Consider the following 14,521-nt stretch of genomic DNA (forward strand, 5'->3'; position numbering starts at 1 on the left):
CTCCATCCAGAAAGACCTGTCCTGCAAGCCGCCCCGGTATCTGGTCTACTTCAAGGCACAGGACACGGATGCCTTGAACGCAGCTTTCAAGGAATACTCGGCATCGGTGCTGGATAAAACCAAGCGTCCTTCCGTGCTGGCAAAGCTGCACGATCTGGCGCAGTCCGTTGCAAATCTGCCGGACAAAGTGCGGCACAAGCAGGAGGAGCGCGGCCTATGAGCAAAAAGAAGCTTTCTAAGCTGCTGGCGCTCTATCTGCCCTATGTGGTGATTGGACTTGTAGCTACCAATCTGGGCGAGGCATGGCGGCTGGCTGTGGGCAAGGAACTTGGCGACAAAATCGTATCGCTGATGGATACGCTCCCGGCTGCATTTTCAAATCCGCTGCCCAGCCTGCATCCACTGGATCTGCTGGTGGGTTTATGCTGCGGTGCCGCGATGCGGCTGGCGGTGTACCTGAAAGGCAAAAACGCCAAGAAGTACCGTCACGGCATGGAGTACGGCTCTGCCCGGTGGGGCGGACCCAAAGATATCGAGCCGTTTATGGCTCCGAAATTTGAGGACAATATCATCCTGACCAAAACAGAACGGCTGATGATGTCCAACCGCCCACCTGACCCCAAAAACGCCCGGAACAAAAACGTGCTGGTGGTCGGCGGCTCCGGCAGCGGTAAGACGCGGTTTTGGCTGAAACCGAATCTTTTACAATGTCATAGTTCATATGTAATTACTGATCCGAAAGGTAGTATCGTGATCGAGTGCGGCAATGCCCTGTTACAAAAGGGCTATAAGCTAAAGATTTTCAACACCATCAACTTTTCCAAGAGTATGCGCTATAACCCCATGGCGTACATCCACAGTGAAAAGGACATTCTGAAGCTCGTCACCGCACTGATGACCAACACCAAAGGTGAGGGTCAAGGCGGCGACCCGTTCTGGGACAAAGCGGAACGGCTTTTGCTCGTTTCGCTGATCGCTTACCTTCACTATGAAGCCCCGGTTGAGGAGCAAAACTTCGCAACACTGTTGGAAATGTTGAATACCATGCAGGTGTCTGAGGACGATGAAACTTATCAGAATCCAGTTGACCTACTGTTTGAGGATCTGGGCAAGAAGAAGCCAAAATCCTTTGCCGTGCGGCAGTACAAACTTTACAAGCTAGCTGCCGGTGTTACATAATACAGACAGAATTTTAATACAGCTTGATTCAAACCGAATCGAGCTACATTAAAAGGCTATCTGCCAAAATTTTACGAAAGGATGTGATAGTTGTGGCGAGGAAACCTGAACGCTATCCTGCGCTCTACGAACGCCTGAGCCACGATGACGAGCTTCAGGGCGAATCGAACTCGATCTCCAACCAGAAGCGCATACTGGAGGACTACGCCGAACAGCACGGTTTTACCAACTGCATCCACTTTACGGATGATGGTATCTCTGGTACGCAATTCGACCGACCGGGCTTTCAGAAGATGATTGCTGAAGTCAAAGCTGACCGAATATCTGTCGTTATCATAAAGGACATGAGCCGCTTCGGTCGTGATTATCTGCAAGTCGGCACCTATATGGAAGTGCTGCGGAAGCACGATACCCGGCTGATTGCTCTGAACGACAGCGTGGACACTCTCAAAGGGGACGATGAGTTTACTCCGTTCCGAAATATCATGAACGAGTGGTACGCCCGTGACACCAGCAAGAAAATCCGTTCGGCGTTTCAGGCAAAGAACCTTGCCGGGAAGCATACCAGCAGTTCTGTGCCCTACGGATACCTGAAATCCAAGCAGGACAAGAACCAGTGGGTCATCGACCCGGTGGCGGCTCCTATCGTCCAGCGCATCTACCGCATGACGATGGAAGGCAAAGGCCCTTATCAAATCGCAGCGATCCTTTCAGCCGAACACTTTGAAATCCCTGCTTACTACCACCAAAAGCTTGGTATCGGCTTATGGCAGACGCGGGAAATCAGAGACCCCTACAAATGGGGTAGTTCCACAATCGTCCACATCCTGACCAATCCCTGCTACTTGGGGCACACCTGCAATTTCAAGACCCGGAAGCATTTTAAGGACAAGAAAAGTCATTATGTTGACCAAGACCAGTGGACGATTATCGAAAACACCCAAGAGCCTATTATTGATCAGGAGACTTACGACAACGTGCAGCGGATTCGCGCTGGCGTCCGCCGCTATCCTGATGGCTGGGGCGAAGCCCATCCCCTCGGCGGACTGCTGTACTGCGCAGACTGCGGAAGCCCGATGTATGTCAATCGTACTGGAAATGGAAAACGTGTCGCAAACTTTTCCTGCTCTGGCTATGGAAAAATCCCTGTTGGCAGCAAATGCTCCAGCGGACACCGGGTAAACGCTGATTCTGTGATGGCACTGATTCAGGAAACGCTGCGGGAAATCGTTCGATTTTCTAAAGAGGACGAAGAAGAATTCGTCCGTATCGTAAAGGCCGAAGCGGAAAACCAGCAGTCCAGCGAGATCAAAGGTCAAAAGACACGCCTTGCAGCTTGTAAAAAGCGACTGGATGAGTTGGAAACGCTAATCTGCAAAATCTATGAGGACAACGCCCTCGGAAAACTCCCTGACAAGCGGTATCAGATTCTGGATGCCCAGTACGCCAAGGAGCAGGAAAGCCTTGAAGCGGAAGCTGCTTCCCTGCAAAAAGCAGTAGACGAATACGAAAGCGGCCAGAAATCCGCCGATAAATTCATCGCACTGGTCAAGAAATATCAGAATTTTGAAAAACTGGACACCGTGATGTTGAACGAATTTATCTACAAGATTTTTGTGCATGAGCGAGATTACAAAGGAGTTGCAAATTCTCCGCAGACCATTGAAATCTACTTCAATTTCATCGGAAAGTTTGGTACACAAGAAGTCAATCAGCCAACCGAAGAAGAACGTGCTGAAATTGCCGAAAAAGAGCGTCTGCGTAAAAAGCGGCATGAAGCCTACCTTCGCCGTAAGGCCAATGGATGGCAGAATGCCTATTACCAGAAGCATAAAGCAGCGAAGAAAGCGGCTATGGATGCCAAGAAAGAAGCAATCCGCGCCGAAGATCAGGCAAATGGTGTCTACTATCTGCCCAATCAGAAAGGAGAATCCGCATGAACGAACTGAAGAAATCTATCCATGACAATGCCAACGGTCTGGACTACACCCTTGTCAACGACCACTATCTGCCGAATCTGACCGCAGCAACCCCGGCAGAGCAGCACCCCACCGGGCGGTGGGGCCGCTTACATAAAATGTATCTGAAGGAGCAGCGTCCCATCCAGTATAATCAACTGCTCCTGTCCGGTGAGTTGGGCGGCTATCTTGCCAAGCTGGACAAACAGGCCGAAGAACAGCTTGCCCTAATCATCCGGCAGACGCAGGACGCGAGGGTGAAGCAATTTTCCGCCGTGTGTATGCTCTTGCCGGAAGCAAACTCCCTATCAAGCGGCTGTGGATCAGCAGCATGGAGGATGCTGCCATCCAGCAGGGCTTTGAAAACCTGAGAGATGGCGCGGCGTATGATAATCTGTTTGCAGCGTCCGAGTGCAGAGCAAAAGCGGATTGGCTGATCGGTATGAATGGAACCCGTGCTTTTACGAAAAAGTACTGCAGAAAACAGACCATTGGCCGTGTGCAGACCCCGACACTGGCGATGCTGGCCGAACGGCAGGCCAAAATCCAGAACTTTGTAAAGGAACCCTATTACAAAGTGGAACTGTCCGGCGCGGGTGTCGTGGCGGTATCAGAACAGATGGCGCAGGAGCAGGATGCAGATGCTATGCAGGCCGCTTGCGATGGACAGTGCGCCGTGGTTGGCAGCATCGAGCGCAAGAGGGTAGAAAAGAAGCCCCCGAAGCTGTATGACCTGACAACTTTGCAGCGAGAAGCAAACCGCTATTACGGTCTGACCGCCAGCCAGACCTTGCAGGCGGCACAGGAACTGTATGAAGAAAAGCTGGTGACATACCCCAGAACAGACAGCCAGTTTGTGACCGAGGATATGAGAACGACAGTGGAATCTCTGGTGCTGGCCTTAGATGGCGCGGCGGCAGACGTAAGCTGCGTTATCGACAACAGCAAGGTCACAGACCATCATGCGATCCTGCCGACGATGCAGGGTGCAAAGTGTGATAAGGAAAAGCTGTCCGAAACCAAGCAGAAGATTCTTTCGCTCATTATCTGGAAGCTGGTGCAGGCTGTACAGTCACCGTTCATCTATGAAGATGTGCTTGTGACGGTATGCTGTCAGGGCAGGAGCTTCACGGCAAAATATAAGGATGTTCTGCAGCCCGGATACACGGCAAAGCCCGTTCCGTTTGTGGAGCCGGAAAAGGACAAGGATGTGCCGTTTCCGAAAAAGATGGAGCAGGGAATGGTTCTTCCTGTGGTACGGGCAGAGAAAAAGCAGGGCTTTACTTCGCCGCCGAAAGTCTACACCGAAGATACCCTGTTGTCGGCCATGGAAACGGCAGGCAACAAAGAATTTGATAAGGACACGGAGAAGAAAGGCCTGGGAACCCCTGCAACGCGCGCCGCAATTTTGGAAAAGCTGGTATCCTCCGGCTATGTGCAGCGCAAGGGCAGGCAGATGATTCCTACGGAGGACGGTGTGGCAGCGATTCACAATATCCCGGACTACCTGAAATCTGCCAGCATGACAGCCGAATGGGAAAATGACCTGCTGCGGATGGAGCGCGGCGAGATCAAGCCCTATGATTTTATGCAGGGCATCCACGGACTGATCGACAAGATGCTGGCTGACCTCCGGCAGATTCCTACCGTTGCGGCGGCTCCCCATCATAATAAGGTAAGCGTAGGAAGCTGCCCGGTCTGCGGCAATCCTGTACATGAGAGCAAACTTAGTTTTTGTTGTGCAGACCGTAGCTGCAAATTTGCACTCTGGAAAGAAAGCAGATACTTGTCCAACATGAGAAAAACGCTGGACAAGAAGATGGCGGTAGACCTTTTGAAGAAAGGCCGCACCCATGTAAAAGACTTTTATTCCGCGAAAAAAGATAAGACATTCGCCGCTGATCTTGTGATGCGCGTCGAAGAGGGCCGCGCACAGTACAGTCTGGAATTTCCCAAAGCACCGATGAAAAAGAAAACATAAAGGAGGTTTGACCCTTGCCACAGATTAACGATATTCGAGAATTGGCGCAGCAGAACGCCCGGTATGTCAGTAACTCGCCACAGGACTGGATGAGTTATCTGGATGTGGCGGCGCGGCTGTATCGCTATTCGTTCACCGATACACTCCTGATCCACACACAGCGGCCCGATGCAACCGCCTGCGCAGAACTGGAACTCTGGAATCAGAAAATGAGCCGATGGGTCAACCGTGGCGCAAAAGGCATCGCGCTTCTGGATGATACCGGACCGCGTACCAAGCTGCGGTATGTGTTCGATATTGCTGACACCCATCTGGTGCGCGGCGGAAAAACACCGCTCTTATGGAATCTGGACAGCCACGAGCATGAGCAGGCTATCTTAGACCATCTGGAAGATACCTATGGCTTATCCCAGACGGACAGCATGAATACTGCCCTGATGGAGCTGGCACGGCAGTTGACCGCCGACAATCTGGATGAAGTGATGGACGGTTTGGCCTATGAGGTGGCAGATACTTTTCTGGAAGAACTGGACGAAGATAACATCCGCGTCCGCTTCCGGGAACTGATGACCAACAGTATCTTCTATACGCTTTCTCGTCGCTGCGGGCAGGAGCCTATGGATGTGCTGGACGATGATGACTTTATCCGCATCGTGGATTTCAACAAGCTGCCGGTGCTGTCGTTTCTCGGCAACGCGGTTTCCGAACAGTGCGAAGCGGTTCTTTTTGACATTGGCCGAGAGATGCGGAAAATTTACAAAAAAGAAATCACGCAGCAGCTTGAAAAATCCGTTGACAGCTTGTATAATACCAATACAGACTTTAGCACATTAAAGCGCGAAACCGAAGAAAACACGACCAAAGGAGGACAAGAAAATGGAGTTGACGTATTACCGCAAGGGAGATTATCTGTTCCCGAATCTGGCCGTGAAGGACGAGCCGCAGACCATCGGGAAGTACGGGATGCTGCGCAGGACGTACCTGAAAGAGAACCGCAAGAACTGGTATCAGAGTATGCTGATGAGCGGCAGACTGAACCAGCATCTGGCGCAGATCGAGGAAGCAGCGGAGAGCCGGGTGGAAACCCTGCTGGACAGCCTGAACGAGAAGTTTCCGGCACCGAGCAAGGAGAAAGACCCGCTGGCATGGGCGGCACATCAGAACAACCTGACAGCGATGGCAGAAGAGATCGTCTTGAAGGAATTGGTGTACAATTAACTGAACCGACAACGGAACAGGATTTGAGCGAAGCAGAGGAAGAAATTGCCTCTGCTTTTTCTTTGCCTGATTTGCCGACCGTGGAACAGCAGATCCGCGCCATCGAAGAACCGATCCGGGCACGGTATGCGGACGAGATTGCGCTTGATCCCGAAGTGATCGATGAAATTCTGTGCACGGGCAGCAACCGCAGCAAGGGTCAGCTGCGCTTGATCTACAATTTTATGGTCGAGAAAACCCCGGAAGAATACACGGAGTTCGTGAAAAACGAATACGGCACGGGAGGAAAAGGCTTTGAAATTGACGGCGCAAAGTATGCGGTCTGGTTCGATGATTTGGGGTTGCGCATTGCGGCAGGTGACACGGCAAAGGGCGGTACGATTGTCAATGCGTTTTTGTCATGGGAGGATGTGAGCAACCGCATCCATGAACTGCTCCGGCAGGGCGAGTATGCGCCGCAGGCGGTTCTGGATGCTGCGCGGCAGAACGCCTTACAGGAACACGCGCAGACGTTGGCTTATATGGAACGTGACTTGGCAGACGGTGTTGCCGAAGCAGTGTTTCAGGATACAGCAATCTTCAGGGGCGGTTTCCCGGAACTGACAGACAGGCTGGCAGGCTTGCTGGATGATACGGATTTTCTGACTGACCTAAACGACAGATTATCTGCGCTGGGGGAAGCCTACGCCGAAGATAAAGACCTGATGCGGATGCACTTTTATAAGCCGGATAAAGTGGCAGCTCTGTTCCAGCAGTTTGCAAAGCCTTATCAGAACTACTCGGCGCGGGATGGCTTTCACTGGAATGAGTATAAGAAGTTCATCACGGAAGATGAAATCAATGCTTACTTCACACGGGGCAGCAATTATTCAGACAGTCGGCTGGCAATCTATTCGTTTTTCTTAAATCATGAAGATAAGAAAGAGCGGGCTGACTTCCTGAAAGACCATTACGGGATCGGCGGCAGCAGCCATGCACTCTGTGGGGCAGACGATTCTCACGAAGATCACGATGGCAGAGGCATTGCTTTGGAGCGCGGCCCATACGGGAACCCGTATGCCAACGTTCATCTGAACTGGAATCAGGCCGCAGGCCGGATCGACCGGCTTATCCGTGATAGTGAGTACCTGAAACCGGCGGATTACTCCCGGATGCCTGTCTATGAACGGGAACAGATGGCAATGCAGGTGATGGGCTTCTATCACCATCTGTCGAATAACGTGGAACGACCTTATCCGCAAGACCTTTACCATGAAGAAGGCCGAAAGGCTCTCGTTGAAAAGCTGGCAGACCCCGAACAGGCGTTGGAACTGCTGGAGCAGATGGACAATGCACTGCTGTCCATGCCGCTGGATTCGGAAGAATATGAGCAAAAGGCAGAATCCCTCTCTATCCTTCACCAGTATGTCGAGGGAACGTACACGATTTTCCCGGAAAAAAAGAGGGCTGTTGAGATTGCGGTTCCTGAACAGGGGCAAATTTCCATGTTTGACTTCATGGAGCAGGAGCCGCAATCGAAAGAGCAGTCAACCGCCGCAGCGGTTGAAGAACCCCGAAAGGCAAAAGTCGTTGCACGGTATCAGTCAACGGTGATGATGCAGGAGGGATATATCGAGGATATTGCAATTCTGCAATATTCCGATGGCAAATTCTATAACCATTACAACTATGACGAAGAAACGGGAACAGGTACAGCAGAAACAGGGCCGTTTAACAGTCTGAATGATGCAAAGGCGGTTATTTGTCAAACGAGAGAAGATGCAAAAGCAGTAGAATCGTTTGAAAATCAGCCTAAGCAAATGTACAGCAGAGAAAACGGCAGTTTTCTGTATTTGGACAATAACCATCTGTACCGCATTGAGCGTTCCAATGCGCATGACGTTTATCTGAAAGATATGGAAAATTCGGCGGTGGCTGGCCGGGTCATTCCGTTACCGTCATATAGCGAAACGCTGGCGAAGAATCCGCTGAACGATTTCCTGAAACTGGATGCAGACCATACCCAGAAAGACAGCCGCAGCATCTATAAAGAATGTCTGTACACGCTGCTGGAAAAGGTAGAGCGCAGCGAAATCTATCCGCTGCTGCGTGATCGCGATACCACCGAGGAAGAAGCGGAAAATCTGATCCGTGAGAAAATCGAGGATTTGTTTGATTCCGGCGAGGTGGAAAATGCTGTTTACTCCGAGGCTATCGACACATGGGCGCACTTCGGAGAGTGGATTCAAGAAGATATTTTCCAGCGCACCTATCAGGACGTTATTACGGACAGACGGGATGCCGTTGCACTGTATCAGGATAGCAAGGACGCACCGCAGTGGGTGCGCGGCATTATGGTTCCGTATGCAGCGGAAGAAAAGACCGTTGAGCCGACCTTGCAGCCCCTGCCATTGGATGCCGCCAACGAGTATAACGCGCTGAAAGAGCGTTACCCGGATGCGTTGGTCGGTTATGAGCAGTACGGCAGCTTTGAGTTCTACGGCGAGGATGCAAAGCGCGTTTCGGAACTGCTTGGCAGCAAACTGTTGGAAAAGAAAACTGCACTCGGCAAAGTTGAGGTATCTGGTTTTCCGCGTGAACAGTGGGTTTCACAGGCAATGAAGCTCTGGAAGCAGGGGGAGAGCATCTATCTGTCCGGCCAGCAGGAAGATGGAATCCATGCGCAGACAAAGTATTTCCGCAGAGAGGAATATCTGCCAGTCAATACCATCGTTGAACTGGACGATCGGGAGTTCCGTGTGGATTCGGTCAACTTTGAACAGGGAACGGTCAGCTTGCAGGACATGACCCTTGCAAAAGAAGCCCGGTATCCGATTTTCCGAACGGAACCGCTGGAGTACATTCGGCACCTGTATGAACAGGCCGATGTGCCGATGGAAGAAGCGGTGGAAATCACAGTCTTTACGGCTCTGCACAATGCTGGTGTGGCCTACGAAGATTTTTCCCCGGAGCAGATGGATGTGATTTATTCGGTGGCAGAATCGGGCGGCGAGTTGGAAGAACTGCTGAATCCCGACTTTCCGCCGGAACAGATGCAGCTGATCGCAGATGTGCAGAACCGAACGGATGCCATCAGCCGTGCAGCGGCAGAGGAAGCCCTTGAACCGCTGATCCAGCAGCCTATGACCCCGGCAGAGGTCAACCACGCACGGCGGCAGCACAATCTTCCGCTGGACAGCGGAGCAGAAACGGAACAGCCTGCACTGCCCAAACAGGAGCCTATTAACTTCCATATTACGGACGATGATCTCGGTGCAGGAGGGCCGAAAACAAAGTATAAAGCCAACGTGGAGGCCATTCAGTTGCTAAAAACGCTGGATGCAGAGCAGCGGCAGGCTACCGCAGAAGAGCAGGAGATACTTTCCCGGTATGTGGGCTGGGGCGGCATTCCGCAGGCGTTCGATGAAAACAACGCGGAATGGTCGAAAGAGTATGCCGAACTGCAGTCCCTGCTCACGGTAGATGAGTATAAGGAAGCCCGTGCCAGTACCCTGAATGCGTTTTACACTTCTCCTACGGTCATCAAGGCGATGTATGAAGCCCTGGGCAATATGGGATTGTCCAAAGGCAACGTGCTGGAACCGTCCTGTGGTGTCGGCAATTTCATGGGTCTGGTGCCGGACAGCATGGAGAAGATTCGGATGTACGGTGTGGAGCTGGACAGCATTTCTGGTCGCATTGCACAGCAACTGTACCAGAAAAACAAGATTGCAGTGCAGGGCTTTGAAACGATGCAGTTCCCGGACAGCTTTTTTGACTGTGTTGTGGGCAACGTACCTTTCGGCAATTACAAAGTACCGGACAAGCGGTATGATCGCCACAATTTCCTCATCCACGATTATTTTATCGCCAAGAGCCTTGACCTTGTGCGTCCGGGCGGTGTGGTGGCGGTGGTAACGTCCAGCGGTACGATGGATAAGAAGGATTCCTCTGTCCGTGAATACCTTGCCAACCGTGCTGATCTGGTAGGTGCGATTCGACTGCCGAACAATGCGTTTCAGCGCAATGCCAACACCGGCGTGGTGGCTGACATTCTGTTCCTGCAAAAGCGTGACCGTGCAGCGGTGGAGCGGGCTGACTGGGTGGATCTCGGTGAAACGCCGGAAGGCTATTCCATCAACCAGTATTTTGCGAAGCATCCTGAGATGGTGCTGGGGAAAATCACCACCGAAAGCACCCAGTACGGCAAACAGGAAACAACGGTCAAGCCCATCGAGGGCGCAGACCTTGCCGAGCAGCTAAAAGAGGCGGTCGGCAACATCCAGGCTACCATCACGGAGCCAGAAATCTCTGACGATGAACTGGATGTGCAGGAAGAACCCATTCCGGCAGACCCAAGTGTGAAGAATTTCAGCTTCACGAATGTGGACGGGCAGATTTACTACCGTGAAAATTCTTTTATGAACAAGGTGGAACTGCCTGCCGTAACTGCAGAGCGAGTGCTGGGCATGATTGCTCTGCGTGAAACCACCCGGAAACTGTTGGATTGTCAGCTGCATGATGGTTCGGATGCGGAAGTACAACTTTTGCAGAATGAACTGAAACAGCAGTACACTGCATTTAAGGCGCAGTATGGCCTTATCAACAGCACGGCCAACAAGCGGGCATTCCGACAGGACAGCAGCTATTGTCTGCTGGCATCACTGGAAATTCTGGATGAGGAGAAGAATCTCAAACGACTTGCCGATATTTTTACCAAACGTACCATCCGTAAGTCGGAGCCTGTTACCTCGGTGGATACACCCAGCGAAGCTCTGGCACTTTCCATCGGAGAAAAAGCAAAGGTGGATGTGCCGTTTATGATGCAGCTCTGCGGCAAACCGGAACAGGAAATCACGGATGAACTGGCAGGTGCGATTTTCCGAAATCCTGTGACACAGCAGTGGGAAACCTCGGATGAATACCTGTCCGGCAATGTTCGTGAAAAACTGGCCACAGCAGAAACCTTTGTGGCAAACCATGCTGAATATCAAATCAATGTGGATTACCTGAAACGGGTACAGCCCAAGGATTTGGACGCTTCGGAAATCGAAGTGCGGCTTGGTGCAAACTGGGTAAAGCCGGAGTACATCACACAGTTTATGAAAGAGGTGTTCAAAACACCGAACTACTATGCCGGGATTGACATTAAGGCAACCTATTCCGAAATTTCTGGTGCATGGAACATTTCGGGCAAGTCGCTGGATCGCGGCAATCCGCTTGTCACCAACACTTACGGAACCCTGCGCGTCAACGGCTATAAGCTGCTGGAAGATGCGCTGAATCTCCGCGATACCAAAATCTACGATACGATTCACGATGCGGATGGCGACCATCGTGTGCTGAATAAGCAGGAAACCATGCTTGCACAGCAAGCGCAGGAATCCATTCGGGAAGCGTTTAAGCAGTGGATTTTCAAAGATTTAGATCGCCGCGAGGATTTGTGTGCGACCTATAACAGGATTTTCAATGCGATTCGTCCCCGTGAATATGATGGCAGTCATATCCGCTTCGAGGGCATGACCCCGGAAATCTCTCTGATGCCGCACCAGAAAAATGCGGTAGCGCACATTCTGTACGGCAACAATACGCTGCTGGCGCATTGCGTGGGCGCAGGCAAGACCTTCCAGATGATTGCTGCCGGCATGGAAAGCCGCAGGCTGGGCCTGTCGCAGAAAAACCTCTATGTGGTGCCGAACCACCTCACAGAGCAGTGGGGCGCAGACTTCCTGCGGCTCTATCCCAATGCCAATGTGTTGGTGGCAACGAAAAAGGATTTTGAACCCAGCAATCGTAAGCAGTTCTGCTCCCGTATTGCAACAGGTGATTACGATGCCATTGTGATCGGACACTCGCAGTTTGAACGAGTGCCGCTTTCCCCGGAACGGCAGAAAGCTATTATCGAGCGTCAGATCGACGACATTACGCTGGCCCTAGCCGATGCCCGGAGTGAGGACAGCCGCAGTTTTACGGTCAAGCAGATGGAGAAAACAAAGAAAACGCTGGAAGCAAAGCTGCAAAAGCTGAACGACCAGACGAGAAAGGATGATGTGGTTACATTTGAGGAACTGGGTGTTGACCGTCTGTTTGTGGACGAGTCACATTTCTATAAAAATATGTTCCTCTACACAAAAATGCGAAATATCGCAGGTATCGCCCAGACCGATGCACAGAAGTCCAGCGATATGTTTGCGAAGTGTCAGTACTTGGACGAACTGACAGGTGGCAAGGGCGTGACCTTTGCAACCGGAACCCCGGTCAGCAACTCGATGGTGGAACTGTACACCATTATGCGGTATCTCCAGTATGATACGCTGCAGAAAATGGGACTGAGCCACTTCGATGATTGGGCGGCATCCTTTGGTGAAACCGTCACGGCAATCGAGCTTTCCCCGGAGGGAACGGGCTATCGCGCGAAAACACGCTTTGCCCGGTTCTTTAATCTGCCGGAACTGATTTCCTTGTTCAAGGAATCGGCAGACGTGCAGACGGCGGATATGCTGAATCTGCCTGTGCCGAAAGCGGAGTACATCAACGAAGTGCTGAAACCGAGCGAGACACAGGAAGAAATGGTGAGTTCCTTTGCAGACCGTGCCGAGGCTGTACGCAACGGTAATGTGAATCCCAGATTCGATAATATGCTCAAGATCACCAACGATGGCCGAAAACTGGCACTCGACCAGAGGCTTATGAACGAGATGTTGCCGGACGAGCCGGAGAGCAAGGTCAATCGCTGTGTGGACAATGCGTTCAAGGTTTGGGAAGAATCTGCGTCGGACAAGGGAACACAGTTGATTTTTTGCGATTTATCGACACCAAAAGCTGATGGTACATTCAACGTCTACGATGATGTGCGGGAGAAGCTGGTGGCGAGAGGTGTTCCCCGTGAAGAAGTGGCGTTCATTCACGAGTATAACACGGAAACCAAAAAGGCTGACCTGTTTGCAAAGGTGCGCGCCGGACAGGTTCGTATCCTGATGGGGTCTACGCCGAAACTTGGCGCAGGAACCAATATTCAGGATCGGCTGATTGCCCTGCATCATCTGGATTGCCCGTGGAAGCCGTCTGACCTAGAACAGCAGGAAGGACGTATTCTACGGCAGGGAAACCGGAATAAGCAGGTAAAAATCTATCGTTACGTCACTGAAAATACGTTTGATTCGTATATGTGGCAGATTCTGGAAAATAAACAGAAGTTTATAAGCCAGATTATGACATCTAAGTCGCCTGTCCGTGCCTGCGATGATGTGGACGATACCGCGCTGTCCTATGCCGAAATCAAGGCACTGGCAACGGGCAATCCCTACATCAAGGAAAAGATGGACTTGGATATTCAGGTCAGCAAACTGAAACTGCTGAAAGCCAATCACACCAGTCAGATTTATAGCTTGGAATCGGATATTGCACGCCGCTATCCGCGAGAAATCGCTGTGGCACAAGGTCAGATTGGAGCACTGAAAACCGATATGGAAGCGGCAAAACCGCTTCTGGCGCAGGATAAAGACCACTTCGCTATGGAAATCAGCGGTAAGGTGTACACCGAACGCAAGGAAGCGGGTGCGGCCATCATCGAGGCTTGCAAGGCTTTGAAAGCGGCTGGCACCGAGGGCAGGATCGGCAGCTACGGTGCGTTTGAACTGCATTCCCGGTTTGACAACTTTGATAAGGTGTTCCGTTTGTCCATCAAGGGCGCATGGAACTACTCGATGGAAGTCGGCAAAGACCCGCTGGGTAATATCCTGCGCGTTACCAATGCACTGGCAGGTATCGAAAGAGCATTGCCGCAGGTGGAGCGCAGACTGGAAACCTTGGAACAGCAGTTGGCGCAGGCAAAGGAAGAAGCCAAACGTCCTTTTGCACAGGAAGCAGAATTGGCCGAAAAATCTGCGCGTCTTGCGGAGCTGAACTCTCTGCTCAACATGGATGAAAAGGGTAGTGAGGATGCGCTGGGTGTGGACGAGGATGCAGCCGAAACCGAGGTTGCAGACAGGCCGCGCCAGCTAGTGAACTACGCAGGCCGCGTTGCAGAGCGCACGGCGGACAATGTGCGGAAACCCTCTGTACTGGCACAGCTTCATGCAAAGCAGGCAGAGCGCAGTGCAGAACCGCAGAAATTCCCGAAGCGGAAAAGTCACAATATGGAACTGTAAATAGGATAATCCCGTTAGATCTCTGCAAGGAATCTAACGGGGTATTTTTGAAAAAG

The 14,521-nt window shown here is 51.7% G+C and carries 5 protein-coding genes and 1 pseudogene; all 6 read left to right on the forward strand.

All coding sequences use genetic code 11. The annotated features are described in order from the left end of the window. Window positions 1-220 (forward strand): PcfB family protein (locus WMO44_RS11780; RefSeq protein ID WP_349152701.1); only part of this gene is annotated, 220 nt, incomplete at its 5' end. After that, a pseudogene (locus WMO44_RS11785) lies at window positions 217-1,176 on the forward strand (type IV secretory system conjugative DNA transfer family protein); the annotation flags it as partial. The gene WMO44_RS11780 and the pseudogene WMO44_RS11785, both read left to right, overlap by 4 nt. Window positions 1,177-1,271: 95 nt before the next feature. After that, on the forward strand, window positions 1,272-3,119 hold the full coding sequence (locus WMO44_RS11790; RefSeq protein ID WP_349152702.1) for a recombinase family protein: 1,848 nt from the start codon (window positions 1,272-1,274) through the stop codon (window positions 3,117-3,119). Continuing rightward, window positions 3,116-3,508 (forward strand): TnpV protein, encoded by a 393-nt coding sequence (locus tag WMO44_RS11795; protein ID WP_349152703.1) that lies wholly within the window; start codon window positions 3,116-3,118, stop codon window positions 3,506-3,508. The genes WMO44_RS11790 and WMO44_RS11795 overlap by 4 nt, the downstream gene beginning before the upstream one ends. After that, window positions 3,469-5,118, forward strand: a complete 1,650-nt coding sequence (locus tag WMO44_RS11800) for a type IA DNA topoisomerase (RefSeq protein ID WP_349152704.1) — start codon at window positions 3,469-3,471, stop codon at window positions 5,116-5,118. Before WMO44_RS11795 ends, WMO44_RS11800 begins: the two co-directional genes overlap by 40 nt. Before the next feature lie 14 nt (window positions 5,119-5,132). Beyond that, window positions 5,133-14,465, forward strand: a complete 9,333-nt coding sequence (locus WMO44_RS15155) for a helicase-like domain-containing protein (RefSeq protein ID WP_435387739.1) — start codon at window positions 5,133-5,135, stop codon at window positions 14,463-14,465. Window positions 14,466-14,521: the final 56 nt, after the last annotated feature.

This window comes from Faecalibacterium tardum (assembly GCF_040096515.1).
Taxonomy (GTDB): Bacteria; Bacillota; Clostridia; order Oscillospirales; family Ruminococcaceae; genus Faecalibacterium; species Faecalibacterium tardum.

Bases quoted from the DNA above. Each gene is read 5' to 3' on its own strand.
- WMO44_RS11795 (WP_349152703.1), top strand. From the start codon at position 3,116: ATGAACGAACTGAAGAAATCTATCCATGACAATGCCAACGGTCTGGAC.
- WMO44_RS11800 (WP_349152704.1), top strand. From the start codon at position 3,469: ATGGAGGATGCTGCCATCCAGCAGGGCTTTGAAAACCTGAGAGATGGC.